A 25,890-nucleotide genomic window follows, 5' to 3' on the forward strand; every position below is an offset into this window, starting at 1 on the left:
CGTCTGGCGTGCCGGTGGCTCCCTTGCTGGACGATGTAGCCGAACTGGCACGCCGCGTCGAACTGCTGTCTCTTCCCCATGTGGTCGCGCTCAACCAGTGGGTCGACACGCACGCAGCCGTCCGCGCGCTGCCGTACTTCGATCCGCTGGACGGCGGCGCCGATGCGTCCATTCTCATCTTGCTGGAAGCGCCGGCGCGCCATGCGATGCGCCCGCGCTTCGTCTCGCGCGACAATCCTGGTCCTGCGCAGCGCAATCTTCAACGTTTCCTGGCGCAAGCCGCCGTCGCGCGTGCGCGTACCGTGCTGTGGAATACCGTGCCCTGGCTGGCCGACGAGCAAGCTCCGCCGGCGCGCCTGGGTGTGGCGGCGGTACGCGCAGGCATCGCCATGCTAGGCGATGTGCTGGACCTCCTGCCATGCCTGCGGGTGGTCGTGCTGGCCGGACGCACGGCCCGCCAGGCCCACGCTGCCATCGAGGCCAGGCGGCCGGGCTTGATCGTACTGGAAATGCCTCATCCGAGTCCGCTATCTGTTTGTACGTCGCCAACTGTGGCCCCGCAAATCGTCGCGACACTGGCGCGCGCGGCGCAACTGGCGCGCTGAACGTTGGCCTTCAGGGCCGGTTCATCGACGCAATACAGGGAGAGACGAACAGGTTGCCACGGTAAGCGCCGAGCGCGGTGCGCCATGCGACAACCAGCCACAGGCTTGCCAGTACCACTACCAGCGCGCTGCCGAAGACCTCGAAGAACAGCGAATCGAGCACCTTCGCCAGACGCAGCGTGGTGACCGCGAATACGCCGAGCGGAAAGGTATAGCCCCACCAGCCCAGGTTGAATGGAACGGCTGCCCTGAAGTAGCGCAGCGTAATCAGGGTTGCCAGCATCATCCACCACAGGCCGAGTCCCCAAAGCAGCAGGCCGCTCACCACGCCCATCCCGTTGGCCACGTGGCCAACCTCGGCCAGGCCAAACGGCGCCAGCGTCGCCGGCGCGGCGGCGCCGAGCACCAGCATGCCGAGCGCGCCGGTGCCCACTGGCCCGAGCGCCAGCCAGCTTGATGCCGCCATGCTTTCGTGCGGCAGTTTGTGCAGGGCCATGCGTAATAACAGAATCGCGAGAATGCTGAGCGCCACTGGCACCGAGTATGCCCACAGCACGTAGCCGGTGATCAGGACTGTGAAGCGCGCGCCACCATCCTGCAGGTGCGGCACAAGCAGCCCGGCGCTCGCCGCTGCAACCTCGGCAGCGACGACCGGCAGCAGCCAGACCGCCGTCATTTGGTCGATGCTGTGCTGCTGGCGCGTGAACATCAGGTAAGGAATGAGGACGCCGCAAGCAAGTGCCATGGCCACATCGATCCACCACAAAGCTTCGGCCACCGCGACGGCGGCGGCGCCCCAGCGCGACACGCCAAAGCTGAGAAATCCATTGATAATTGTAGCTAAGCCCATGGGAATGGTACCGAAGAACATGGAGACGGTCGCATGGCCGAACACCTGTTTCGCTTCGTCGAAAAACATGACCCAGCGCGCGCTGTACAGCGCGGCAAACAATACGAACAGCGCAATGTTAAAAAGCCAAAGTCCCTCGGCCAGGCGGGCCATTCCCGGGAGCGCGCCTGGAAGTTGGGCGAGCGCGAGCGACAAGATGCCGGTGCCCATCGTTGCCGCAAATGTGACTTTCCGAAATAGATGCGACGTTTTGGAAATTACTGCGACGACAGGGCATGAAGTAGCGAAATCCACCGCTTCTTGCTGAGTTACACTGGCGACGACGAACTTCTGCTTTCGGCCAAAAGCAGACCTTCGCACTGCTATTGTTGTTGCTATCCCTACCGCGCTCCAGCATATCGTAGCCAACGTACCAGCCGAGGCCAGCGGGATGGCGAAGGCGATCGCCGTGCCGATCGAGCGGCGGGATGGCCGGCGGCGCTGCACTTGTTTAGTTTCTTGGTCCATCGTTTGCTGCTCCCTATGTGTTTTGGTTTGGTGGTGCTGTGCACTGTGCCGCGCTATCGCTTGTTGTTGAACACGCCGCTGTTCGATTCAGCTTTTAGTGGCGATGGCGGCGGGCCCGACCATCTTGAGAATTTGGCCGTCGGTCCGTCGAATAGCAGGTGGACATCGCCCAGCGCGCCGCTGCGCTGTTTCCGGATCAGCGCTTCGGTGAAGCCGCGCAGCTCGGTCGCATCCGGCTTGTGCATTTCCGGCCGGTGGACCAGCATTACAACGTCGGCATCCTGCTCGATCACCCCCGAGTCGCGGAGGCCGGAGAGCATCGGGTGCTTGTCGACCCGGTCTTCGGATTTGCGGTTGAGCTGCGCCGGCGCGATGACGGTGACGCCGAGCTCCTTGGCCAGCGCCTTCAGGCCACGCGAAGAGGAGCCGACTTAGTCGGTGCGCTTGTCGCCGTCGCCGCCGGACATCAGGTCGACGTAGTCGACGATGATCACGTCCAGATCGTGCTTGCGCTTCCAGGCCTTGGCCTTCAGGCGCAGCTCGAGCAGCGTGATCGCCGGAGTGTCGTCGATGGCGTAGCGCGCGTCGTCCAGTCGAATGCACCCGTGCGAGATACCGTCCCACGCGGCCTTGTCGGCGTCGTCGATCTTGCCCATCGCCTTTGGCCAGCGACACCTGGCCACGGTTCGCCAGCGCGCGGCCTGCCACCTCTTGGCTCGCCATCTCCATCGAGAACATCATCACGCTGTGCTCGCCGGCGATGCTCAGGCCGATGGGGCATCAGGCTGACAGGATGTTTGAGTAAACTTGTAAAATGGCAGTAGGTTGCCGTGACAATGTACGCACATTGCCGTCCAATTTAGATGTATAAGTTACCTAGGAGGCAGCCATGTACTACATATTTTTAAAACTCATTCTTCTTCTCTTTTTAGCTTTTCCAGTTCCACTGGTCAGCTGGTACGTCATCATCGACTTTCTATTCGAGAGCCTCGCCTTACTATGGCTCACTCCCTTCATGCTCATGGGATGCCTCGCGGCCCCCTACTCGGGATACCTTTTGGTTCGACGAGATCTGACGACAAAGCAGCGGAGGTTCGGCCTCGTGACGTATGCAGTGGTTCTAACGGCAATGATGTTCATGTTAACCGTGTTAAAGCGCCCCGTGGAAAGAGCAATCGCACTCTGGATGTAGGGCGCCGCTATTGCGCGTCAGTCCGGTCCGGGCTGCTGGTTCGCCGGCAGCATGTCCCAGCCCAGCTGGCGCCGGATCTCGGCCGGCGTGGGCGGCGGGTCATCCGAACGCGTGCGCGAGTCCATGTAGTCGCGGACCAGCTGCTTGCTTGAGTTGAGCGCTTGGGTCATGAGTTGTATCAATCTCTCTAGAGTAGAATAGATATTTTTCTAACAACTCAGTCTTAAATATGAGCGACTATTTCACTGAACTCTTCATTGATGATCTAGCGGCATTCGCAGCCCTCCATGAAGGACTATTAACGCACGGATATGTCACCGATGACACTGCCCCTTTTATGAGCCGTGTAGGTCACAACAGTCTCACCGAGCAGCGATACAAGAAGATCTTCGAAAAGCACTATCCGTCGCAGCGCTCTGGTGTGGAAGCAGCTGTCTGCGCATTTGATATCGGCAATGGATTCCCGTCCTTCTACGTCGCCTACGATCAGAAGCAATTTGAGGGCAGAGAAGAGGTGGAGCGCGAACTAAAAAGGATCGGCGCACTGAAATAGAAAAAGCCACCTCTAGGGTGGCTTGCTCCCGCGACAATCGGTGCGCGGTAAACTTTTTCAAGGCGAACGAAGTACGCCTATGCATTGCTGGTGATAGAACACATGACCACATACAAGCACATGTGAAATATCCTCTAAAACTGTGCCCACTCGGAATCCGCTTTAGCCGATGCCGACGCGCGGGGCGAAGTACGTGCAATGAGAACAGGACGACGCGCCGAGACGGAGTCCGGACTTGCAAGGACGTGTAAGAAATTCTGTGTGTGCGGGGCCGGGTTTTAGTTAATCGCGTTCGTGAAGCGTTCGCCAAACATGATGGCAAACTGATTGGCCGCCAGCTTCCAAGTCCGCTGCGGCATCTTCCAATCTTTTTCGATATTGCGCAAGGCCAGGAACAGCAGTTTGGTCGCTGCCTCGTCGCTGGGGAAGTGCCCACGGTTCTTGACGATCTTCCTCAGACGCATATGCAGGCTCTCGATGGCGTTGGTGGTATAGATAATGGTGCGCACCTCCGGCGGGTAGGCAAAGAACGGAATCACCTGCTGCCACTGGCGCCGCCACATGGCTGCGACGGTCGGGAATTTCATCCCCCACGGCCCCGCCTCAAACTCGTCCAGCGCCGCTGCAGCCAAGTCGGCATTGGCGGCTTGGTAGACCGGCTTCAGAGCCGCCGCCAGTTCTTTGCGGTCCTTCCACGACGCCAACGTGGTCGAGTTGCGGATCAGGTGCACGATGCAGGTCTGGATTTGTGCCTGAGGATAGACGGCCTCTATGGCCTCAGGGAAGCCGCGCAGGCCGTCAACGACGGCGATCAGGATATCGTCCAGCCCACGGTTCTTGAGCTCGTTAAACACCTTCAACCAGAACTTGGCGCCCTCGGTCTGCTCGATCCACAGCCCCAGCACTTCCTTGCGGCCGTCAGCGCGTATGCCCAACGCCAGGTAGACCGCCTTATTCTTGACTGTGCCTTCGTCGCGGATTTTCAAGCGCAGCGCGTCGAAGTAGACGATGGGATACATCGGCTCCAACGGACGCTGCTGCCACTGGGTCACTTCCTCAATGACCTCGTCCGTGATGGTCGAGATCAGCATCGGCGACACCTCGGTGCCGTACAACTCCAGCAGATGTCCCTGGATCTCGCGCACGCTCATGCCGCGCGCATACATGCTGATCACATGATCATCGAAGCCCGGCATGCGCCGCTGGCCTTTGGCCACCAATTGCGGCTCAAAGCTGGACAGCCGGTCACGTGGAATGTCGAGGTGCAGCTCTCCGCCCGGTGCCAGCACCTTCTTGGGCGTGGTGCCGTTTCTATGATTCTTGCTGGTCGCGTCCTCGTTGGCCAAGTGATGCGTCAATTCGGCCGCCAGCATTCGCTCCGCCAGCATCTTCTTGAGCTGGCCAGCTAAGCCAGTCTCACCGAGGATCGACTCGGCGTTCTTGTCCTGAACCTGGGCCAGCAGTTGGTCGATCAGCTCAACTGGGAATGGATATGGCTCTTTCTTTTTGCGAGGTTTCTTCGTGGTCATCGTGTCGGTCATGGAACATCCCTTTCGGTATTATTTCATGACCCCGGTTCACACAGAAATTCTTACAGGCTCACTTGCAACCATTGTCAGCTGACGCGACCTCTTTACGGCGGACCGCGCGTTACCATTTTGCACATGCTCACCGCCCAACACGAATTTTCCAACGACCCCTGCAAGTTCCACAGCCTGGCCTTGCAAGGATTCTGCTGCAGCAGCTGACTCCTCGACTAAAGCCGCATTTTGTTGGGTTACCCCGTCCATTTGCATAATGGCTTGATTAATCTGCTCGATTCCCAGACTTTGCTCCCGACTGGCCGCTGTAATTTCCGTGATGATATCGCTCACACGCCGTACACTATCGACCACCTCGTTCATCGTAGAGCCAGCCTGATCAACTAGCTTCGATCCCGAGTCCACTTTTGATACTGAATCGCTGATCAGCGTTTTTATCTCCTTAGCCGCCGCTGCGCTGCGCTGCGCAAGGTTGCGCACCTCGGTAGCAACAACCGCGAAACCACGCCCTTGCTCACCTGCGCGCGCGGCTTCGACGGCCGCGTTCAGAGCCAAGATGTTCGTCTGGAACGCTATGCCGTCGATTACGCTGATGATTTCAACGATTTTCTTTGACGACTCGTTGATCGCTCCCATGGTGCTGACCACATCGGCGATCACTGCGCCGCCGCGCGTTGCGACTGCAGATGCAGCAGTAGCCAGCACGTCGGCCTGACGAGCGTTATCGGCGTTTTGCTTCACCGTACTTGTCATTTCTTCCATCGAAGAAGCGGTCTCTTCTAGCGAACTGGCCTGCTCTTCCGTCCGTGATGATAGATCTAGATTGCCAGCAGCGATTTCCTGCGACGCTGTAGTCATGGTTTCAGTACCAGAACGCACCTGGCTGACGATCTTCTGAAGGCTCTCGTTCATGTCCTTCAGAGCTTTTAACAGCATGCTAGTTTCGTCCGTACCACTCACTTTAATCTGACTGGTGAGGTCGCCGGCAGCTACCGTCTGAGCAATTTCCACAGCACGAATGATAGGAACTGTGATGCTGCGGGTAATCAGCATGGCGAGGACCGTGCCCAGCAGAACGGCGGCTATCGAAAGGCCGATCACAATATTTCTGGCAAACAGATAATTGGAGTCGGCCTCCAATGTCAATTCTTCGTTTTGCTTTCGCTCGGCTTTTATGAGGCTTTCAATACTCTTGCTCCAAGCTTTTTGAATCGAGCGCAAATCTCCCATCAACAATTTCACCGCATCGGCGTTCTGGTTCGCGAGCCCTAGCTCCTGAATTTTTTGAATCAGCGGTTGCGCCGCCATACTGCGCTCGCGAATCTCTGTTAGGAATTTCGCCTCGTCCTCCTGAACTCCGTATATCTTAAACGTTGCAAGAAGCTTTTCCTCAGCTGCGTTATAGAGCTTAAGTTGCTCGGAGACACGGTCAACCTCCGGTTGCATCTGCGCCGGATTCTCCAGCAAGACAATATTGCGCAGTGCGATCATGCGATCATCAAGACTCAACTTCATATCCGACGCTAGATTAGCTTCGACGTCGTTCGCCTTCGTAATCTCCGTCATAGCGTCGTTGATCGCCGCCATTCGGGTTAGCCCAAGTACCGCCACGCCTACAAGCATGCACAGCACAACGGCAAAGCCCATAATGAGCCGAGTGCCGATGTTTAAATTTTCGAGTTTCATTAAGCTGCTCCTGTCAAAGGAAGATTCTTTAAGGACCGATCGCTCTGAGACGTATTCGGTTAAAGCATTGCAGCGGCGGGGATAGGCCGAAATAAACGAGGTGTCGCGGAGCGGCGACTGTGGTCAGGCAAGACTTGCCATCGAAATTAGGGTGAGCATGTAGTGCGGGATTTGGCAGTTCAGCTCTAATGTGTGACATTCTACGCTAATTTCTCAATGGAAACACATCCTTTCCAAAATGGTAGACTTCATCCGCGCCGCATGGCCTCCGCTTCCGGAAGCCCCCACCGCTGACCTCAAACCTTCCTTCCTCGATTCAAAATAGTACGGAAGTGCAAATGTTTTTCCACAGCTTCGTTGCTAATTCGCCGCGCGTCTGAGCGGCCACGTCGACCAGCGACGCATTCAGGAAGCGCCATACGGTGGTCAAGCTGCAAGCGCGGTAGATCGCCCACACGTGCAGGCGCGCCATGCTATTGATCGCTGTGTTCGTGGCCTGCGAGATCCGGATGTCGTTGGCCTGTTGCGCCTCGCGCGGGTCGAGCCGCGCCCATCGCCCTCCCGCTCAGGCCGCGCATCGTCTTGGCGCCCAAGTCGCGATCGCTGTCGCCGGCCATCCAGTTCTTCTACAGCTCCAGGCAGGTCGACCGGATCAGGCTTCGTCCACGGATCCATGCGCAGCGCCGGCGCCGGCTGCTCCTCGACAAACCTGACGTCCGGCAGCCTGGTGGTCGCGCCGCGCCAGCCGAGCGTCAGCTTCGCGCGCTTCGCCTTGGTGGCGCCGATCTGTGCCAGCAGCTCGCTGTTATTGTCCATTGCGTTTCCCAAAAGTCCGCCCCGTAAAAGTCCAGACGATCACAGCCAGCCCGACAGAATAGAGCATGCAAAACGCCTGCGAGGAACGCCTCCTACACTTCTAAAGCTGCCCACCGCTGCCTCCCCGGTGACGAAAAGCACCCCAGCTAGGCGCTGGTGGCGAGGTGGCCGTGACATTCACGGACGGCCAGGTCCAACTGGCGATCTATCGGGTTGAAGGGCTAACTAGGGCAAACTGGGAACTGGGAACCGCGAAGCGCGGCTTTGGGACGGTCGGCGACGTTTGGTGACTAGCCGCTTTTTGAGCGGGAAGTTGCTAACTTAAGAGCCCTAGTCTGCCGGACGGCTGTCGAGCCAATCGCCGGCCTCGTGCGCCGCGTCGTGCCACGCCTGGTCAGTTATATAAGCCAGGTAGGCGCCGACGGCCGTGGGCCCGGTGGCACGGGCCAGCCACAGCGCCGTTTCGTCATCCCCGAGCGATTTCCACCAGGCGGCGCCGGTTGCCTCGTCCTGTTTAACGGGGAACACGCCTCCGCCCACTTCCACGCCATTCTCAAGCAGATATAAACGCCAGCCGCCGCCGAGATCGGCCTCGTGCGGCACGATCTGGAAGTCGTACCAGATGCTGTCGTCGTTCCGAAGGGGGAGGCGGCGGCCGGCCTTCAGTTCGGCGGCCAGCTGGGTGGTCCGTTGCCGTATGTCGCGAAACAGAGGGGTTTCCCGGCATTGCATCAGCTCGGCGTCGCGCAGGGTGATTTTGGCCGCGATGTGGGCGCGGTCATCGGCGGTCAGAGCGGTGTTATCGCCATCGTCGTCATGGTCTTTGAGCACGGTCATTTTTGGTCGTTGATCAGAGAATAGTTCCCAGCAAATTCGTGTGTGAACTCATTGTAGAAATTTATGGCAGGCGCGGTTTGAGCCGTTGCGCCTCCGGATTGATCGAGGAAGCACTCCCCACGCATGAACAAAATTGAACCTTTCATCTCAGCAGAAGAAATGTTCATGCCGTCAATAAATCCAGGTCGAGTGCGGATTTGTTCGTTAGCGAGGTCAAGCAGGTCTTGAAGCGGGAGCAATTTCTTAGTCATTCTGATTCCTTGGCAGCTCTCGGCCGGCGAGTCGGGCGCGTGTGGCGCGTTGATCTTAAGTGAGGGTGGCCTGGTCGCGTTGCCACTTCGTAAAAATTGATTTCGGCGTTGCGCAGCCCGAAGCCCCGGATCTCCTCGAGCGCGGTTTCGACCTTGGCGAAGGCCGTGTCGATACTGACACTTTCCATAATTAAGCGATCCGTAAAAGTTAAAAGTGTCAGACACTTTATAGCAAAGTGTCGAACGATGGCGAGCGTAGTGTGGTGCTCGATTAGACATAACGCTGTTCCACGCGGTCCGCGCCATTCATTCCGACAGGATGTGCAAATTGCACAGCTCATCTATAATTATTTCCATTACGACATGGGAGAAGGCTATGCGGGTCTGGCGCTGTGAACTGTTCGCGGACAAGGCCTTGACGATGCCATGCGTGGCAATCTATGTGAAGGCCGCCGATTTTATCGATGCCGTCGATCTCGTTAAGTTTTCGGCGTCCAGTTTCGCCATCGTGTGCTATCCGGCTTTGCCCGTCGAGGTGGAGCCATGAACGATGTCGTTCCCTCCTGACTCGCGCGTGAGTTCCATTCCGATAGGCGAAGCGGTGCAGCGATAGTGGCTCCGTGCGCGCCGGCCTTGGCGGTGGCGGTATAGTGCTATACCACCAATACACCAGGAGGCCATATGGAAAAGCAATCCTCGGCGGCGCGCGAAGCGTTTCAAGATATCGTGCAAGTTGTCGAAACCACCTCCACTGGCGAAGTGAACCGCCGTCTCGCCTTGGGCTGGGTGATCCTTGGCCTGTCGAGCAGTCAGTATATGGAAAGCACCTCGTTGCACTATCACCTTGGCTGGCGCGGCAATCTGGGTCCACCGCAATACCCGCCACTCGATCCCAACCCGTTTTAACCGGCCCCGCAACGAAGGCTCACTTGACTATGTATTTCTCCATCGATGGCCAGCCCCTCGATGACGACGTCGCTATCACGCACCGGCAGCAACTGGTTGACCAGGTTAACGCCATAGTCGGCGCCATGCAACAGGACTTCATCAGCGCACGCATGCCCTATGATGCGATCGTTTCCTATGTGCGATAGTGCAAATTCATGATCGATGCCGCCACGAAATGAAATCACTCATTAGCGTGCAGCTTGAGGTGCCAGCAAACGACACCCTTGTCAGCTTGGACGAATTGATCAGAGTTAGGGGCGAGGCGAGAAAACGGTTCGAAGACGCCGTCAATACGTCTGACCGCAAAGAGGCGGCGGCGGCCCGTGGCTTTGCAACAAGCTGCCGCCGTACTCTCGGCGCACATCAATCCTGGCGAAAGGCGTCGACGATTACGTTCCCCCTCCAATTGCTGGCAGCTGGCCCGTTATTGCAGTAACGTTCGGGTGTGGTGATTCCACGTGCCAATGTTTACCCTCCCCATTCTTGGATAGCCTCTACCAATGCAACTACCCCCGCGACCTGAAGCTGACATCAATACGCGAACAGTTGAAGACGCGTGTGAGCTCACCACACGCGCTACGACATTGGTTCACGCCAGCAGCATGTGGCTAAGTAATGTGGCAACCTTAGGTAGAGAAAGCCATGCGATGTCGGAAAGTTTTGCGCTTGCAGCCGCGCCTGCCCTCGACAATATTGACAAGGATAATCCGTGTGTCCCGCCATCGGCGTTACCCAAGTTTGTCGAGTTGGTGGCTCTTGGGCGAACGGTGACGCGTGCAATATCGCAAAATTCTGCAACATTATCTAACCTCCTTGGGAAGACTAGTGTTAGCTACTTGCCGCAAGCGGTGTGCGACGCTAACACGCTCATTACTCTCGACACTAAGTTCAGGAATATTTTCGCGCGACTGTCATTACTCGAAGCTAATCTTGGTCAAAAAGGGTTTGCCGCGATCCACAATGGCGTCACTTCTCTGCGAAATCAACACGATCAAAATGTATCGATCGCTTGTGAGACCGCGCGCGGGGTCGAAAAAATCCTAGCTAACACGATTTGCATTCTTAGGGTGCTGGAGTTTCTAGTATCTGACGTCCGGTAAGCACTACGCGAGGGCTCAATGACACCGTGTGCCGCTCACTAGCCGCACTTGGCGCAGCGGCCCAAAGCGCCGGCCGCAACCTTTGTCGATGCGTTTGTCATCAATAGATCGTGTCAAGTTCAGCCATCCGGGCGTTGCCAACGTCTACTGTATATACCTGGGTGCCCGCCGCGTCCGGCATGCCCCCGCGCCTGGAGATATCGCTTTACCTTCGCCTTCGCTTGACCATCATCGGAGGCCACCACCAGGAACTCGCCCAACTGGTCGGTTTCCTTCTCCTTACGGTGGACAGTGGCGTGGTAGCGGTGTGTCGCTCGTGCCAGAGCCTAACTAGTACATATCATGTTAAGCGAGAGGCTCCAAACTCTCTTCCAACTGGGCGCATATTCAGCCAAGAGCGATCTTCGCTGTTGAAAATATAGGGAGACAATCGGCCAGCTTTTGCCTCCGCGAGACCGCGAAGCGTGTCTCGGACTTGAGATCGGCGTTTTTGCATAAGTCGCTTCTTACGAGTTCGAATTTTCATCTTCTCCTATCCTCCCCTCAATCTTTAGCAATCCGAATTCCCCGTTGCGACGATGATGCTTTGACGTTTTCCTGTAAAGCTTCGAGGAATTCGTTTGCGAGTCATGTGCAAGCCTATAGTGGGCCGTCGATTTGCTACGCGTAGTAGGTTCCTGTGGAGTTGCGTGCAGCCGTCAAGACAGCATCGCGATCTTCAAGAACATGCATTGGAGCGATGGGTCCCTCTCTGCCGTCAACCAAACCGGATATCCAGTCATTTTTAAAAACGAACCAACTGCTGATCGCGAATGCGTCGTCCTCCGACAATAGGCCCAAGATGTCTTTGATGACGGGCAATGGTCTCATTTTCGAATCAAATTCAAACCGAGGATACAGCGCTCCGCGTGGGCTTGGGATGCTAAAGATGTGTCCCTCGTCTTCCCACTTGATCACAAGTTCTCGTGCATAAGGGTGATCGACACGTAGCACGAGTTCCTCTGCTGAAACCCATTCGCACATGTCCATCATTTTCGCGATCGTTCTCCCTCGCCCCGCCAAGTACTCTTCGTCGGTCCACATCTTTCGGCTCCGAAATAAATTTGATTGGTGTTGACGATGACGCAGAATGCGCCAGGCGTCAAACAGATTTTGGTGCCATGGTTAGAGACGGGTGCCAAGTATAGAGAAGACACAGCGTGTGGACAGTGCTGGGATACGCGACGGCCCATCGATTGCTGGAGATGCGTTAGCGGGAATTAGGCGTGCTGGAACGGGCCTTCAGAAGTCTCCAGATATCGACTGGCTGTACTCGTGATGGGGCGGTGCAGAAAGATGGTTATGCTGGCGGCGCGCCATCAGAAGGCAGCGCGCGGCTGACGGTGTCGTCCAGTGGCGTGTCAAGTCAACCAGCCACCACTTTGCGCTTCCAGCCAACAGTACATCTGCCATGCTTTGCTGGCTACTAGAGGCGATAGAGGGCCCAACCGGCGTCAACAGCCTGAGTAGCTGCTCGCCCGTCATCCACGCGATAGCCGGTCGCTGTGCTTGGCCAGCTATGGCCATGCACATGAGGCTGACAAAGATGAGGACGTTACGCATAGCGATTGGTCGACAGGTTCCAGCCGCCAGCCGTATTCCCGCCGGCACCGCCGCTGATTTTTTGCTGGGTGTAGCGCCATTTCACCTGTGCGAATTTGAGGCCGACGTTCTCGTTCATGATGCTGCCTGCCCCAACACCCGGCGCAACATGGGCGATAAGCACGTTCTCCAGTTCAATCTCGTAGTATTTGACGCGCTCGCCCTGGCCGTCGGCGCGCCAGAATTCGAACTTGGCCCTAGGGATCGTCTTGCCGCCCGCGCACGTCTGCGCGAGGATGGGCGATGCCAAGTGGCACATCTTGTGAAACGTGACATCCGAAAGCTCGGCACGCTCGGCGGTATGTCCGCCAGACGTCGACGCTGTGGCCGACTTCGGTTGCGAGATGGACCAGTTGACCGATTCACATTCGATCCAACCATGGTGACCTTGATCGGCGGATTCTCCTTTGACGCCGTCGATTTGCAGGGATACGTCGATTGCCATTTCAGCTCCCGATTAAAAGTTTGGCGCGCGCCCCGTTGGCGGCGACCGTGGCTCATTGTGATGTCGAAAAGTACACATCAGGTTTTCAACGGTCTAATCCTGCATTGCGTAAAATCACAGCCGGCGTGAGATGCAACCCTGGCCGAACGGCATGGCTGTATCGGGCAGTCCTTGATTGATGAAATGAGCGGCAGACCCTGACTTGGAATCGACAAATCACGCAAGTTCCCTGACGCTGTCTCCGGTTAGCAGCGCTCTCTAACAAAGCCGCGTAAGCCGAAATGGGCAGCGAGATCGACCGCGGCACTAATCAGAGTTGGCCAAGCCGCGTCCAAAATATCCGTGTTGATGTTGGAGATGGATCAAGCCGTTCAGTGGCCAACGACAGTTTGATCCCACCGTGAGAGCCAAATGTGCCATGATTCGGGATTTCCGCTTAAGCACTCACACCCTCGCTTTAAAGTCAAAGATCCCTACTGGAAAGGCGCCGAAGGGGAAATCAGGCGAGCAACAATCTAGGACGATCGGTGCAACTTACAGAACCTCTTTACTTGGCCGTTGTTCATCTTCGGAGGCGTCGAAAGGTCCGCCTGTCCGAATCTCACCTGGAGATCGAAGCAGAAAAAATTACGCTTGATGACGTGATTTCCGTAGAGGTTCGCCGGACAATTCTGCTACGCGTTTTTTTCGGATCGCGGATTCGCGTTTCGTTCTCGTGCCGAGGAGCACCATGCAGCCAAGATTTTTTATTAGCGGAAAACAATGCGCAGCTAAGTGCGAAAAAGATCAGTCAGCTTGTAGTGGCAAGGCTCGAAGCAAAGGTGACTGCGCTGGAACTAGCCGTCGATCAAATTGAACGGAATAAAGAAGCTGTCTACGACAGCCAAAAATTTGTTAGAAAATCGCTTGCCGAAAGATTTTCCAGTGAACAGCGGGATGATTTTTTCGACCAAGGAACTCGACTGGCACCGCTCATCACGCACACAATGCTCAGTCCCAATTTCAGAGCTAAGGCAGAGGCCGCACGGCTGCGATTGCTTTCGTTGGCACCCTTCATTGAAGGTAATGAATCACGTCGGAACGAGCATAACAAACGCTATGAAGCTTATTGGCGAGTAAAGGAATCCGACTTCTTTAAGTGCGTGGAAAGTAGTCCCCTAACTGACGAACAAATTTCCGCAGCGCTGACTTTCGAAGATGCCACTCAAGTGGTAGCCGCCGCTGGATCCGGGAAAAGCTCGTGCATCGTTGCGAAAATTGGTTTCGCGCTAAAAGCCGGCTTTTTCGAAGACCACGAAGTTCTTGCGCTCGCGTACAACAAGAAGGCGGCGACGGGCTTGCAGAAGCGGCTGGAGAAGAAGTTAGGCGATGCGTTAGCGAGAAAAATCAAGGTTACGTCAAAGACATTTCACGGTTTTGGATTGTCGACTTTGCTGGAGTGCTACGGCGAAGGCTACGAGCCCAAGGTTTTGAAAGAGGACGGTGATGAAGAGGGCCGCTTCATCAAATCTGTGATCACTGAACTACTCTCCCAAGAAAGTGAATTTCAATACGCGCTGGCGTTGTGGTTCAGTATCTATCCGTACGACGATCCACAGCCTGTAGGAATCAGTGGAGATCTTGACGCGTGTGCAAAGCGCTACGAGGAGTGTTGCCGGGACAAATTACGCATACGACGCGACGCAGGCAAAAAGCCTTGGGAACCAACAATTCCAACCTTTCGTAAAGACGTGTTTGTTCGCTCGCTAGAGGAGCGAGCTATCGTGAACTGGCTGATTACCCACGAAGTTGAGTTTGAATATGAACGCCCAGACTGGAGCGGAGCAAAACGACTAGGTCTCGGGGTTCACGTTAGTGGAAAGGCGAAACCTTACAATCCTGATTTTACGTACACATATCAAGAAACACGGCCCGATGGAACGACGCGTTCTGTTCGAGTTGTGCACGAACACTTCGCCCTGGACGCGGCGGGTCATGCGCCAGAATGGATGGGAGGTGAACGATACGAAAGACACGCTCAGCAGAAGCGGGATATGTACTTGGCGTGGATGGCCGAAAAATCCGATGTGGCTGAACGCGTGATGTTTTTCGAGACGCGCAGCTCACAGATGCGCGACGGTACTCTTCTTGATCACCTCCGTACCTCGTTAGAGAAAGCAGGCATCAAAGTTTGTTCGCTGAATGCGAACATACAAAGCCTCGCGCTCGAAGAATTTAGGAAATCAAGTGATCTCGAACAGCTCATCATCGACTTCGTCTTGCGCTTCAAGGACTCGGGGATGAGTGAGGAAATCGTTCGTGCGGAGGCATCAAGATCCGCCAACCCATATAGATCGTCATTGTTTTTAAATGTTGCGTTCAAAGTCTTTGATGGCTACCAACAGGCGCTGAAGCGTGCCGGCAAAATCGATTACGCAGACATGGTGCGTGACGCTGTCGAGGCAATCGAAACCAGCCGTGTTAAGACGCCCTACAGATTTATTTTGGTGGATGAATTCCAGGATATCAGCCGGTTGAGGGCTAACTTAATTAAGGCGACCCTTGGACAAAATTGTGGGACGTCCATACTCTTTTGCGTAGGCGACGATTGGCAAACCATTAACCGATTCTCTGGTTCAGATGTGAGCATCTTCACCAGTGCTGATACATATTTTTCTCGGCATACTGCCCGGCTTCTCCTGACCCGAACTTTCCGCTGCTCGCAGGATATAGCGGACGTGGCTCGAAAACTCGTCATGCGAAACACCGGGCAACTTGACAAGCCCATTCTCGCTCCAGCATCTGAGTTACAGAGTTGCGTGCGTATCATCCACCATACAGACACTGCGGAAGGAAGGCGGCAGATCCTTGAAGAGGAACTTACCCGCTTTGTCTCGATTGCTTCTGACATGGGCTTGACATGCCCCACGGTGCAGGTTCTTCGACGCACTCAAAAGGACTCGACGGTGCCTGACGGGATGGACACGGAATATTTAAAAGAACTGAGCACCGTCTACTCTGGGCGACTTTCACTTGAACTCTTCACTCTCCACGGAGCGAAAGGATTGGAGGCCGACTTTGTCATTCTGGTTGGGCTGGATTCTGGATTTCGAGGCTTTCCAGACGAGCGTCCGCGAGAGCCGCTGATTGATTTGGTACTGCCGACGTTGGCAAGCACGATAGAGGAGGATCGCCGATTGATGTATGTAGGGATGACAAGAGCGCGACATGCGGTGTCAGTCTTGGGAGCTGGAGCGCGTCCTAGCGAATTCTTGCTCCAAATAGAAGAGATGCGTGAAACCTTTTCATTTATTGAGTGCATTCCATCGGAAGAAGTTAGGGTCGCGTGTCCGAGATGCGGGCGAGGATCATTGGTGCAGCGTCAAGGCACTGGGGCCGCGAAAGCGTGCTCCAGATCTTCGGCGTGCGGATTCCGCGAAGGAAAGGCAAGCCTTCCTGGCTTGGCTATCGATACCAAGTTCAGTTTTTCTAAAATATAGAGTGCCTCGAATTGCCCCTGATTACAAATTAGCGGTAATTTGATGTACTTGAGGCTCCAAGTCGGTCAAGCGCCCAAAATGTACAAGTGATACCCTCCCAGCAAAAATTCGTCAACGAGCACTTTCTGCCATCTCAAGAGAGAAATGTGCCGTAGTTAGAGGTACAATTTGCTTTCGAAAAACCATTAAAGGATAACGCCATGACGAATTCTTATGCATCGCTGAAGGCTCAGATCGCGGAACTAGAAAAACAAGCTGCGCAGGTGCGTGAAACTGAAATTTCGGCTGCAAAGAACCAAGTTCGTGAGATTATGCAGACCTACGGCTTGACCATCGCTGATTTGGGTGGCGCGACGAAAGCACCTAAGGCACGTAAAACCGTTGCAGCCAAATATCGGGATGCCGCGACTGGCCAGGAGTGGACAGGGCGTGGTCGTGCTCCTAAATGGCTCGATGGGAAAAAGAAAGACGATTATCTGATCAAGTAAATTCCTTGCCCTCACGTGTTGCATAACATTCCCGACCGGCGGCAATTGGGATGGAGTTGTGCCCTCGAATTCCGGGGACGTCTCGACCGCGATGACAAAATCGAGCTTAGCCTGAGATGCGTTTCTTACGAATAGTGGATAGGCATTGAATGTGGGGCTCACACACGCCACGCTTATGTCTTGCATGTGATGTTCTCAATGGCAGCCATATTGCGCAAGGAGTACCACAAATGGAAGCCTTATGGACCGTCATCTGATTATCTACATCACCACCGGCTTTCAGGCTCTAGCAGCTCTGGTTCCCCTGTGTGCGATCCGTACGGACGCAGACTATGAACAAGCCGTTACGGTCTTGAACCAGCTCCTGGATACAGGTGCTGCCAACGAGGGTTCACCACTCGCCGATCTGGCAAACGCGTTGGGTGCCGTGATTGGTGACTACGAAGATTCGCACAACACCGCTCAAGAAGTTTCGCCTGCGGCGACTTTGTGGTTTCTGATGCAGCAGCATCATCTCACCCAGTTTGACCTTCCAGAAATCGGCAGCCAGGGAGTGGTATCAGAGATTTTGCGCGGAAAACGTGAACTTAACGTTCGGCAAATTAAAGAACTGGCCGGACGCTTTCAGGTTCCTGCTGCTGTGTTTATCTAAACGCCAAGGAAAATACTATATAAACGGTTTATAAGGAAAAATGGATATCTCAGACGGCATCGCTATCGCAGCTGCAACCATTTCGATGGTAGAAACCTGGTCAGCCCATCGTGCTGCTATCAGTGCCGAGCGGTCCGCGCGAAGCGCCGAGCATGCCAATAAAATTGCTTTGCACAACGAAAGACTGAATATCTACAAGGGACTGCAAGAGTTTCACCTGATGCTTAGAACTCGCGGCATCATTTGCCTGACGAGACGGTCTGGCATTTCTTCGATCGCGCGAACCTTAGCGAATTCTATTTCAGTCCCGAAATAGCGGCCTCTCTTCTTGCGATCGCGAAGTGCGCGAACGACATGAAGGCCATGGGGGACTATGGCGAGAGTACCCCGCACGGCGAGGATAGCGCACAAGCGGATAGCCGGAAAGCGGAGAAACTTAAAGCTGACCTCGTCAAACAATGCGAGTCGGCGGACAGTACGCTGCGCAGTTTGTTGCGCCTGACGAACTAGTAAAGGATAAGGGAAGATCGTGATAAACAAGTGCCTCTTGCAAAACTGCTTGAGCCAGCGATGGTGACCTGAGACGAGCGCCTTGTCGGGCTTTTTTCAAAGAATTACACCAACCCGACGTGGAACAGGATGCAATCGATGTGTTTGAAATCCTTTCTTACGTTCATCGAAAGCTAGACGGGGCTACAAAGATATGAATCGACGACTACGGCTACCGCTCCCTGACTACCAACGAATCTATCAGGTCATCTATAGCGTTCTTGAGAGATCCGGGATTGCAGTCATGCACCGTGCCTGCATTTTCTTTGCAGCGGTTGATTCTGCGGAAAATTCAGATCAGAATGTAGAACCATACATGACTAGATTCCGAGATACTTAGGGTGCTTGGTAAGCTCCTCGCTCACTGTCTTCAATGCCACAGATGCATTCATTTGGGCAATTTAGTGTTCAGTGACCAAGTGACTAAATTGGTCGAGCACTTCTATTTCGGGATCTCTTGCTCTGCCGCTAGCGGCCAAATGAAACCCCATTTTCAATTATCTTGCTAAAAAGCGGAAATAAGACTATGTCAATACAATTGAACACCGGGTTGTCCTGCAACTCTGTAATTTGGATTAGCAGCCTTCCTAATGCACAAATGCCTGCAACCAATCGCATGTTAGAAACTATGGAAGCTCACTCTAGTGCATTGGGCTTTGGCTTTCAACACGTTTCTGTCTCAAGGGTAGCAAAGCTATGGGATCTTCTCGATGAGATTTCTATACATGCGAGGGATTACAATATGAAACCTATTGTTCATTTTGACACGCATGGAGACAAGGAAGCGGGTATTTATATTGATGGCGAAGAGGCTTACGCAGATTGGAACACCTTGGCTGAAAAGCTTCGAGCGATCAATATCAATACAAAGAATAACCTTGCGGTTGTCGGAGCGACCTGCTTCGGCTTGCAAGCCATAAAGCCGATTTCGCTCGAAACAGAAGTTCCCTTCTTTTTGCTACTTGCGCCCGAAGAAAAAGTTAACGTCGGCTTTCTTGAAGATAATGTTCCAAATTTTTACCGAGAGTTGTTTGAACTTGGTTCCATTGATGTGGCATATTCCCAGCACCTTTCCAAAAAGTTCAAATATTTCCATTGCGAAAAAATGTTGTTCATCGCTATAGCACGTTACCTGAAGGAACAGTGTAAAGGGAAAGGCGGGGCCGCAAGAAAGGAGCGGCTGATCACAGAGATATTTTCCCAAGGTATGGAGAAAACGTCCGATAATCTAAAGCTGATTAGAAAAAAACTCAAGGATGGCTTACGGCCTGATCAGGGTCTGCTTGACCGTTTTGCCGGGACGTTTCTTATCGGTCGACAATGCAGCTTCAGCATGGCGGACCTTGAAAGCTTCATTGATTCGAGCAACTAGCTGCCATAGCTCGTCAGGCGTACAAACCATACTGGACCTTAGAAGATTTCCCACCGCTTACCGGCAGCAACTGAGCCCGCCAAGAAAGTGTTAATCGGTTGGTTATAACGTACTTCCGCTTCGGTGCGGACGCCGCTGGCCAAACCACGCCAAAAGAAGATACAATTTGCGCATACAAAATCTTCTATTTTTATATATACCATGACGGCCGATAATGCAATTTGACCCTTCCGAAGAACTTAACTTTGATTTTTTTAAGAAGAATAAACTCGAAATTTGGTATAGCGCCAATAAAGTTTCCATTGCTAAAATTTTAGGCAGAGATCTTTCGAGAGCAGTTACAAAAATATGTGAAAAAGGAAGATTGAAGGGAGCAGAAACATCCATTAATGGTGGCGTTCGAATGCTTCAACAATTGCTCCGAGACGAATTTGCAGTTTCTAACTATTTTTGGAAAAGTTATTCATTAGAAGCTCATACTTTTGTCAGTGAGCAAGAAGGACCTACGGGCTGCGATATTATATTCACATATGAAGTTTTTCCGCACGGCAAAGGAGAGCCGTTTATTTCAAAATGCATCCCCGTTCAAGCAAAAATAGCTACTATTAAGACGGTCGGTGCCGTCGAACATTTATATTGCAAAGATCCCCACTTAAAGGATCAACTTATCAATATAAATAAAATTTGTCCCGATAATGGTTATCTTTTGATGTACACGGAGCATGATGCCTATGTTGCGCTCGCAGCAGATGCTCTAAATGCCATGGGCAATACTTCAACAACCATGCTACTCAAAAAATCGTTGGCAAAAAAATGCGGCCTCGTCGCGGAACTACTAGCGATCTGCACTGGCGGAGATACTGAATTGTCTCCCGATAAGTTAGGGATCAAGAGAGAAAACAATGGGGATTTTGATATAGAGGCTTACGTCGAGAAATTTACGTCAGAAGCCGAGAAGAAAACTGGAGTGAGAGCGAGCAAGAAGATTTCCAAAGAAGAAAAAGCAGCCAAAAAAAAGGAAATAAAAGCTAATTCCAACTCAGTTGCTGTAGTTACACTAAAAACGACCAAAAAAAAATAAAAATCTAGGGAAGCGCTGATTTAATTTTGGAGTGAACCGCCATGTCGGATGGGGGCGTCAATCGTGACAGTCTAAGACGTGTGGAAATTGTTCTTCGCCTGAAGCTAACTCTTCTTGTCAGAACGATGCGCATTTAGCTCACGCAAGAGGCGATCATTTTCTTGAACAGTGGTGAACAGCTTTGTGAGCTGATCCTCCCTCAGTTCATCCGGCCGCTTTGGCGGGAAAGATTGGATCACCCGTTTCTCTCGGCTTCGAAGTAAAGAATGGATTGCTATCTTCTGGCCACTCAGCGGGGCGTGGATGGCGTCAATGTGCCAATCGACTGCGGTGATTTCTCCGCTTGTAACGTTATGCACCCATAACATCTCCGCCAATGCGATAGCATCATGATGCTCAAGACGACGACCATCATCCAACTCCGCAACCAGCAAGTCGGACAGTAGATGAATTTTAGCTTTCATGCATCCTCTGAGTATTCAATGTGTTCTCGCGAGAAGATACCCATATCTGAGCCAGGCTTAAGCTAATGCGCCGAGCAATGCCCGCGACACTGCGCGAAAACTGGGCGGCGCGGTGGAACGGAATTAGGCGAAACATTAAGCCCACTCCATCAGTTTTAACCCTATTCTAATCAACGTCAATAACCCAAACTGCAGCGTAACTTGGGCCAGATTAACTCGTCGGAATTGTTTTGTTTGCTCTGGCTTTCTATTCCAACATCCACCTCAGCTCAGTGGCTCGATCCCCTCAGGCTTAGAGCCACGGGGCCATATCTTACACTGATCAGTGACAGTACCGTTATATTCACAACCGTCCCAGCCCACATTGAAGGAGCCGTTCAGCGACTCGCAAAGAAAGACTTCGCGGCTATGCTCATCGAGACCACATGATACCGAACTGATGAGACGTAATCGATCTTCCTCACCGTCTTCGAAAGCTGTCTCTTGCGTAAGACGCGTCTCCACAGGGTTCGCATCCTTGATGAATTGCAAAGCATCATCCAAGCTTTGAAGACGAAATCGTCGCAGCACCTGGTCTTTCGAAAATTTCTCGGGCAACACCACATCTAGTCGATAAATGGGCATGTTGAGTGCTACTTCGAACATCTTGTACTGGCGTAGATTTGGCTGTCCAGCTAACGCGCGAAGCAATTCTGTACCTTCTTGAATCTCCCAAGATGGCTCCGTCTGAAACATGGCTTCTCCATAGAAATTATAGAAGAGTGGCCAGCGGTATTGCCATAAGGCAACCAAACGGCTAAGTTAAAGCGATCTTCGCGCGTCCTCTTCTTTGCCGGCACACCAAATAATGGATATATCCGTTGGATATGAACTGAGTATACCCGGATCATTCATCGGTGACCACCATTTCTACAAAACGGAAACAACCGAGCCTCCTAGCCGTCGGTGACGCCATCAGGACCCTGCGAAAAGAGCGTGAGTTGACTCAAGAAGGGTTGGCAGCGGCGGCTGGGCTGAATTTGAGCTATCTCTCCGCCGTAGAGCGTGCTGACAACAATCCTACGCTAACAACTCTTATCGCAATTTCAAACGCGCTCGGTCTCACTCTTGAGGAGCTATCTGGACGAGCAGGTGTCTAGGCTGTAACTTTGCTTTGTTGGTCTACGTTTGCCATTCCATCAGTCTGTGACTCACGGCTGGGCTTGAACACCGCCGCGAAGGCAACGCCACGACTTATGACCGGTCCACTTCCCTAAGTAGGCGTGACTGAGCTACAAGAAAACATCGCGTGATCGCCGCTGAGCCTCTGAGACGATCGTTGAGAGTCGGTAGGGACCGCTACAACCGCATTGCGAACGACTACCACGCACCAGGTCATTACCGACTACACAGGCCAAGTACGGTTAGTCGTTCCCGTAGTCGGGCTCATAACTAATCTCCCGCTCCTCCACTTCCACAATTTCGTCGCTTAAATTAGCTGCGGAAAGCTCATCTGAACCTACAAGGTGTAAGTGGCATTGATCACAAATAAACTCGACCGGGGAATATGTAGTTTCGACCTCTTCATATCCGGGAGACACTTCTCCCTGATCATCAGTCAACTCTTCATAGTCCTTGTCTCCACCCAGCAGCGCTGTGCATTTGCAGGCGACGCATGTGCGTGTCCAATACTTGCTATACATTTGCTTGGTCTGAAGATAAAGATGCCACCAGGAGCGGTCGTGCGACTTTAAAATCTGGTCCTCTATCGATCTCAAAGTCCGATTTTTTCCATCTTCATCTCTGCTAAACCGATCTCTTGCGTGCACAATCTTCTGCAACGCAGTCTGTTTAGTGAGATGAGACAGATGCTCAATTAGTTCCATCTTCTCTTCCGCCGCACCGCCAATGAAGTCATCGAGATCCTTATTAGCAGCCTGTAAAATTAATCGCATCGCATGCCATAGCTTCCCTTCCCAAACCTCTAAGCTGATACCGATATAAGCGGCGTGCCCAGAATGAAGTTCTGCATTCCGGCGATCTGCCAAGTCCTTACACGCGGTATAGGCCAACGAATTAAAGCCAGGAACAACATGCTTCAGCCGTAGGAAAACGTCATTAGCGTCAATTGTTCGGACAGCCGTAGCGGTAGAAATTCCGCATGCTTCAAGCATACTATTCGGATTTTTTGGGTCAACAACTAAGCTCGGGTGAATCCTTGCTAGAAAAAACTTTCCAAGCAATTCGAGGGACAACGTCGCCCACAGCTGATACGCATCTTCTTCGCCCCCGTTCTTCGCCTCCAAGGCTCTACGAGCGTAGACCATCGCCTTACCATATAGCGCATCAGCAGAGAGTGCTGGCGGAATCATACTAGTCGCGCCACGTCTTAGAGTCTGCATTAATCTAGTCCTTTAACGATATACGTAAGAGAGCGCGATGACCCAAGCCAGAAGCCTCAGCCCTGCGATGAAGTACAGTCCAGTTGTCAATTATGAGGATATCACCTTCACTCCATTCTTTATTAAGCCATGGTTGAATCGGCATTGACTCTAGTGCGGCGAGCATCGCGTGTCCCTGCGCGGTCCGCGCTACCATGCACCCTGGGTCGAAACGAAGCCAAGGTCGCTCTGTACTTGCTATAGTGGAATAAAAACTTGAGCCACCATTTCGTATCATGAATGTCTCAGAATGACTCCCCTGAAGCGCGGATTTAACGTCCTTAATTCTCAATAATTGAGTTGGAGGCGCACCTACGCCCCTCACTAGCTCACAGCCAAAGATAAGATATCTCGGCGGCACAATAAGATGGGATCCATCGACGTGCCAAGGCTGAGCACCCATTCCGGACAGACGACTCAAAGAGCGAAGAGGAGCTTTCGTCGGCTCCAATGCCTTCAATTTTTCCACTATTGCTCTGCCACGTCCGGGCAATATTCTTCCCCCTAAACGTAGGGCAATTTCCTGCATAGCTTCTAAAACAGGTTTTGAACGTGCCGCACCTAGTGTTACATAGCCGTGGTCACTAAGCAAAGCACCGAAGTTTTGAAGATCGTCTTGCATTTCGAAGGCCCGGTTAAAATCGTAACTTCTTGCCTACAGCTTCATCTTCAAATTCCCATTCATCTGGAACTTATCCAAGCGCAGTTATCTTAAAGTAAAACATAATATTTGGGTACTAGCAGTCGCGGTCGCGGATTAATAGCGATTTTTGACGGCTGGTGAGAGCAGGCTTCAGCTCCTGATATAAGCCAAATCCAGCCTGCAAAGACCGCCCCCGATCCCACAGCACTTCTGCCAAACCCTCAGCGTCGGTGTGAAATATGCATTCCTGCTCTGAGAGATCAGCGACTAACGTATTTTTATCGAATAATCTCTACATTCAAATACAAACGCTTCGAAGAAGCATCTGATAGTGATTCTTGTTACATGCTTCTACAACAAGTTATTTTCCTTAAAAAAAGCGACGCGTCAAACACTTAGAAATCAAACCTGTCAATCTTCGGATTCTTCCCGCGACTTGGTAGATAGACAGAACTATACTGCTCTAAATCATCGATATGGTAGGGGAGAATGTCATTGGTCAACTTCGCCTTTATAGATCCGAAATACTCTATCCAATCTAAGATATCCTCATTGCTAAATAGATCGCCCGACTCGACTTCTTGGTTGTCACAAACCGATTTCCGCAGGGTCCATATTCGTTCTATCGGATCCGGGTGCGTTTTCGGCCCTCCAAACGATGGATTTATATAATCTGAAACTGAGTAATACAGATCCAGGTACAGAAAAAACAAAGTCGCTGCGTTAATTATTCTTACTCGCTCACCGTCGGAGTAGTTAGCATGCATTACACTTCCGTAATCGGCATCAAATTCCTGTTGCTGTCGCGGAGTATAATATTTCGGAAATTCACGCGTCGCTGACATCGTCAAAATATCTGCAGCGGAAGAAACCATAGAATTTGGATCAAGATGCCCAAGAATTAGGTGAGCGTACTCGTGGCCGATAATAAATTGCAACTGATCATCCGCTACAATTCGACAGTAGTCGTGTGCATCTCTTGGTAAATCACCGCGCGGATCAATATCAAAGTCAAGGGCTTCTGTCTGAAGCATCGTCCTGATAGCGATGAATAGGCAAGCGACAGCATCATCAAAATCTAAGGAAAAATTTCTATGATGTGCAAAAACATTCATGTAATATAAAAAATGTCGCATAGCTTCGGAAACGACGACAACTTTTCCAAATTTACTCTTAATACATGCGCCATTCGGTTCCCGAACAAGAATGAATCCAGAGGGCACACTAGAGCATTTCAACGCATTCTCTTCCGACAACTTGGTTATATACTTACCAAAATCGAAATCTAAATCTTCGTAATAGCGTGTAAGTGACCAATCATCGCCGAAATTTTCCATCCTAGCAAAAAAAATCCTAGCAATACGAGGATTATCTGCTATTGGGTTTGCTCTGAGAAGCAGCAGATAATCATCGCCAGCTTGCGGATTCTCAATCCGTTTTATTTCTTCGATTGTGCATACTGGATAGTAAAAAAAACTGTCAGGTTTGATTTCGGCCACATCAGAGCGCGGAAATATAAGAAGCAAATGGATTATCACTTCCTCGTCAATGTACAGTTTTTTCGACACCTGCTCTCTAAGTGGATGAGTAGCTAGCTGGTCCAGATACAATTTACGAATACTAAGAAATTTTTCCTCGTCCTCATTCCTTGAAATAATTTCAAAATGGACGCTGGTATCTTCCAGATTTATGCAAAAGTGGTCGCGAAATATCGAATCAAGTTTATTACTCACTCTTACAACCTATATTTTAGAGGTGAGAGACAACATA

At 52.6% G+C, this 25,890-nt stretch carries 27 protein-coding genes and 1 pseudogene; 13 read left to right on the forward strand and 15 right to left on the reverse strand.

What is annotated here, in order from left to right; genetic code table 11:
• The first annotated feature begins 14 nt into the window (after nucleotides 1–14).
• Nucleotides 15–605 carry a uracil-DNA glycosylase gene (locus AC0IYS_RS26955; RefSeq protein ID WP_065306379.1) on the forward strand — a complete coding sequence of 197 codons (591 nt, stop codon included), beginning with the start codon at nucleotides 15–17 and terminating at the stop codon, nucleotides 603–605.
• Nucleotides 606–615: 10 nt separating this feature from the next.
• On the opposite strand, the gene AC0IYS_RS26960 is transcribed toward AC0IYS_RS26955, so the two are convergent.
• Both AC0IYS_RS26960 and AC0IYS_RS26965 read right to left on the reverse strand, forming a co-directional pair.
• A complete protein-coding gene (locus AC0IYS_RS26960; RefSeq protein WP_471708049.1) occupies nucleotides 616–1,962 on the reverse strand; it encodes a TDT family transporter in 1,347 nt (448 codons plus the stop codon).
• A gap of 53 nt (nucleotides 1,963–2,015) precedes the next feature.
• Nucleotides 2,016–2,618, reverse strand: a pseudogene (locus AC0IYS_RS26965) (DnaB-like helicase C-terminal domain-containing protein).
• Between the two features lie 233 nt (nucleotides 2,619–2,851).
• Between AC0IYS_RS26965 and AC0IYS_RS26970 the strand changes: the two are divergent.
• Complete coding sequence (locus AC0IYS_RS26970; RefSeq protein ID WP_471708051.1) at nucleotides 2,852–3,154, forward strand: hypothetical protein; 303 nt, start codon at nucleotides 2,852–2,854, stop codon at nucleotides 3,152–3,154.
• A 17-nt stretch (nucleotides 3,155–3,171) separates the two neighbouring features.
• On the opposite strand, the gene AC0IYS_RS26975 is transcribed toward AC0IYS_RS26970, so the two are convergent.
• A complete protein-coding gene (locus AC0IYS_RS26975) occupies nucleotides 3,172–3,324 on the reverse strand; it encodes a hypothetical protein (protein WP_471708052.1) in 153 nt (50 codons plus the stop codon).
• A 59-nt stretch (nucleotides 3,325–3,383) separates the two neighbouring features.
• Between AC0IYS_RS26975 and AC0IYS_RS26980 the strand changes: the two genes are divergently transcribed.
• Nucleotides 3,384–3,707, forward strand: coding sequence for a hypothetical protein (locus AC0IYS_RS26980; protein WP_471708053.1), 324 nt, complete (start codon nucleotides 3,384–3,386; stop codon nucleotides 3,705–3,707).
• A 278-nt stretch (nucleotides 3,708–3,985) separates the two neighbouring features.
• On the opposite strand, the gene AC0IYS_RS26985 is transcribed toward AC0IYS_RS26980, so the two are convergent.
• From AC0IYS_RS26985 to AC0IYS_RS27000, 4 genes are all read right to left on the reverse strand, one after another.
• Entirely contained in the window at nucleotides 3,986–5,236 is a 1,251-nt protein-coding gene (locus tag AC0IYS_RS26985; RefSeq protein ID WP_471708806.1) for an IS256 family transposase, read from the reverse strand.
• A gap of 48 nt (nucleotides 5,237–5,284) precedes the next feature.
• Nucleotides 5,285–6,934: a methyl-accepting chemotaxis protein gene (locus tag AC0IYS_RS26990; RefSeq protein ID WP_471708054.1), complete on the reverse strand. Its 1,650-nt coding sequence runs from the start codon at nucleotides 6,932–6,934 to the stop codon at nucleotides 5,285–5,287.
• A 1,146-nt stretch (nucleotides 6,935–8,080) separates the two neighbouring features.
• Nucleotides 8,081–8,587, reverse strand: coding sequence for a hypothetical protein (locus AC0IYS_RS26995; protein ID WP_471708055.1), 507 nt, complete (start codon nucleotides 8,585–8,587; stop codon nucleotides 8,081–8,083).
• Nucleotides 8,584–8,838 (reverse strand): DUF2498 family protein, encoded by a 255-nt coding sequence (locus AC0IYS_RS27000; protein ID WP_471708056.1) that lies wholly within the window; start codon nucleotides 8,836–8,838, stop codon nucleotides 8,584–8,586. The genes AC0IYS_RS26995 and AC0IYS_RS27000 overlap by 4 nt, the downstream gene beginning before the upstream one ends.
• Nucleotides 8,839–9,214: 376 nt before the next feature.
• Here AC0IYS_RS27000 and AC0IYS_RS27005 point away from each other — a divergent pair, with 376 nt between their 5' ends.
• Both AC0IYS_RS27005 and AC0IYS_RS27010 read left to right on the forward strand, forming a co-directional pair.
• Nucleotides 9,215–9,385, forward strand: coding sequence for a hypothetical protein (locus AC0IYS_RS27005; RefSeq protein WP_471708057.1), 171 nt, complete (start codon nucleotides 9,215–9,217; stop codon nucleotides 9,383–9,385).
• Nucleotides 9,386–9,519: 134 nt separating this feature from the next.
• Nucleotides 9,520–9,744, forward strand: a complete 225-nt coding sequence (locus AC0IYS_RS27010) for a hypothetical protein (RefSeq protein ID WP_471708058.1) — start codon at nucleotides 9,520–9,522, stop codon at nucleotides 9,742–9,744.
• Here the strand turns inward: AC0IYS_RS27010 and AC0IYS_RS27015 are convergent.
• On the reverse strand, nucleotides 9,741–9,971 hold the full coding sequence (locus AC0IYS_RS27015) for a hypothetical protein (RefSeq protein ID WP_471708059.1): 231 nt from the start codon (nucleotides 9,969–9,971) through the stop codon (nucleotides 9,741–9,743). The genes AC0IYS_RS27010 and AC0IYS_RS27015 overlap by 4 nt on opposite strands.
• Before the next feature lie 315 nt (nucleotides 9,972–10,286).
• Between AC0IYS_RS27015 and AC0IYS_RS27020 the strand changes: the two genes are divergently transcribed.
• On the forward strand, nucleotides 10,287–10,886 hold the full coding sequence (locus AC0IYS_RS27020) for a hypothetical protein (RefSeq protein ID WP_471708060.1): 600 nt from the start codon (nucleotides 10,287–10,289) through the stop codon (nucleotides 10,884–10,886).
• A gap of 660 nt (nucleotides 10,887–11,546) precedes the next feature.
• Here AC0IYS_RS27020 and AC0IYS_RS27025 read toward each other — a convergent pair.
• The gene (locus AC0IYS_RS27025; protein WP_471708061.1) at nucleotides 11,547–11,969 is read right to left on the reverse strand and encodes a hypothetical protein; all 423 of its coding nucleotides are present in this window, start codon (nucleotides 11,967–11,969) and stop codon (nucleotides 11,547–11,549) included.
• Between the two features lie 511 nt (nucleotides 11,970–12,480).
• Entirely contained in the window at nucleotides 12,481–12,972 is a 492-nt protein-coding gene (locus AC0IYS_RS27030; protein ID WP_471708062.1) for an Hcp family type VI secretion system effector, read from the reverse strand.
• Nucleotides 12,973–13,499: 527 nt separating this feature from the next.
• Between AC0IYS_RS27030 and AC0IYS_RS27035 the strand changes: the two genes are divergently transcribed.
• From AC0IYS_RS27035 to AC0IYS_RS27060, 6 genes are all read left to right on the forward strand, one after another.
• A complete protein-coding gene (locus AC0IYS_RS27035) occupies nucleotides 13,500–16,451 on the forward strand; it encodes a UvrD-helicase domain-containing protein (RefSeq protein ID WP_471708063.1) in 2,952 nt (983 codons plus the stop codon).
• 200 nt (nucleotides 16,452–16,651) lie between these two features.
• On the forward strand, nucleotides 16,652–16,939 hold the full coding sequence (locus AC0IYS_RS27040) for an H-NS histone family protein (RefSeq protein ID WP_471708064.1): 288 nt from the start codon (nucleotides 16,652–16,654) through the stop codon (nucleotides 16,937–16,939).
• Nucleotides 16,940–17,180: 241 nt separating this feature from the next.
• The gene (locus tag AC0IYS_RS27045) at nucleotides 17,181–17,591 is read left to right on the forward strand and encodes a helix-turn-helix domain-containing protein (protein WP_471708065.1); all 411 of its coding nucleotides are present in this window, start codon (nucleotides 17,181–17,183) and stop codon (nucleotides 17,589–17,591) included.
• Between the two features lie 243 nt (nucleotides 17,592–17,834).
• Nucleotides 17,835–18,101 (forward strand): hypothetical protein, encoded by a 267-nt coding sequence (locus AC0IYS_RS27050; RefSeq protein WP_471708066.1) that lies wholly within the window; start codon nucleotides 17,835–17,837, stop codon nucleotides 18,099–18,101.
• Nucleotides 18,102–18,666: 565 nt separating this feature from the next.
• Entirely contained in the window at nucleotides 18,667–19,512 is an 846-nt protein-coding gene (locus tag AC0IYS_RS27055; RefSeq protein WP_471708067.1) for a hypothetical protein, read from the forward strand.
• A gap of 214 nt (nucleotides 19,513–19,726) precedes the next feature.
• Entirely contained in the window at nucleotides 19,727–20,593 is an 867-nt protein-coding gene (locus AC0IYS_RS27060; RefSeq protein ID WP_471708068.1) for a hypothetical protein, read from the forward strand.
• Between the two features lie 104 nt (nucleotides 20,594–20,697).
• Here AC0IYS_RS27060 and AC0IYS_RS27065 read toward each other — a convergent pair whose 3' ends face one another.
• Nucleotides 20,698–21,057: a hypothetical protein gene (locus AC0IYS_RS27065; RefSeq protein ID WP_471708069.1), complete on the reverse strand. Its 360-nt coding sequence runs from the start codon at nucleotides 21,055–21,057 to the stop codon at nucleotides 20,698–20,700.
• A 264-nt stretch (nucleotides 21,058–21,321) separates the two neighbouring features.
• Nucleotides 21,322–21,792 carry a hypothetical protein gene (locus tag AC0IYS_RS27070; RefSeq protein WP_471708070.1) on the reverse strand — a complete coding sequence of 157 codons (471 nt, stop codon included), beginning with the start codon at nucleotides 21,790–21,792 and terminating at the stop codon, nucleotides 21,322–21,324.
• Nucleotides 21,793–21,953: 161 nt separating this feature from the next.
• On the opposite strand from AC0IYS_RS27070, the gene AC0IYS_RS27075 reads away from it, so the two are divergent.
• The gene (locus AC0IYS_RS27075; RefSeq protein WP_471708071.1) at nucleotides 21,954–22,196 is read left to right on the forward strand and encodes a helix-turn-helix domain-containing protein; all 243 of its coding nucleotides are present in this window, start codon (nucleotides 21,954–21,956) and stop codon (nucleotides 22,194–22,196) included.
• A gap of 264 nt (nucleotides 22,197–22,460) precedes the next feature.
• On the opposite strand, the gene AC0IYS_RS27080 is transcribed toward AC0IYS_RS27075, so the two are convergent.
• The 3 genes from AC0IYS_RS27080 to AC0IYS_RS27090 form a co-directional block, all read right to left on the reverse strand.
• Nucleotides 22,461–23,408: a hypothetical protein gene (locus tag AC0IYS_RS27080; RefSeq protein WP_471708072.1), complete on the reverse strand. Its 948-nt coding sequence runs from the start codon at nucleotides 23,406–23,408 to the stop codon at nucleotides 22,461–22,463.
• Nucleotides 23,409–23,442: 34 nt separating this feature from the next.
• On the reverse strand, nucleotides 23,443–24,099 hold the full coding sequence (locus tag AC0IYS_RS27085; RefSeq protein WP_471708073.1) for a TauD/TfdA family dioxygenase: 657 nt from the start codon (nucleotides 24,097–24,099) through the stop codon (nucleotides 23,443–23,445).
• Between the two features lie 416 nt (nucleotides 24,100–24,515).
• Entirely contained in the window at nucleotides 24,516–25,853 is a 1,338-nt protein-coding gene (locus AC0IYS_RS27090; RefSeq protein WP_471708074.1) for a M48 family metalloprotease, read from the reverse strand.
• Nucleotides 25,854–25,890 lie beyond the last annotated feature (37 nt).

The sequence above is a fragment of the Duganella sp. AC237 genome (genome assembly GCF_979254035.1).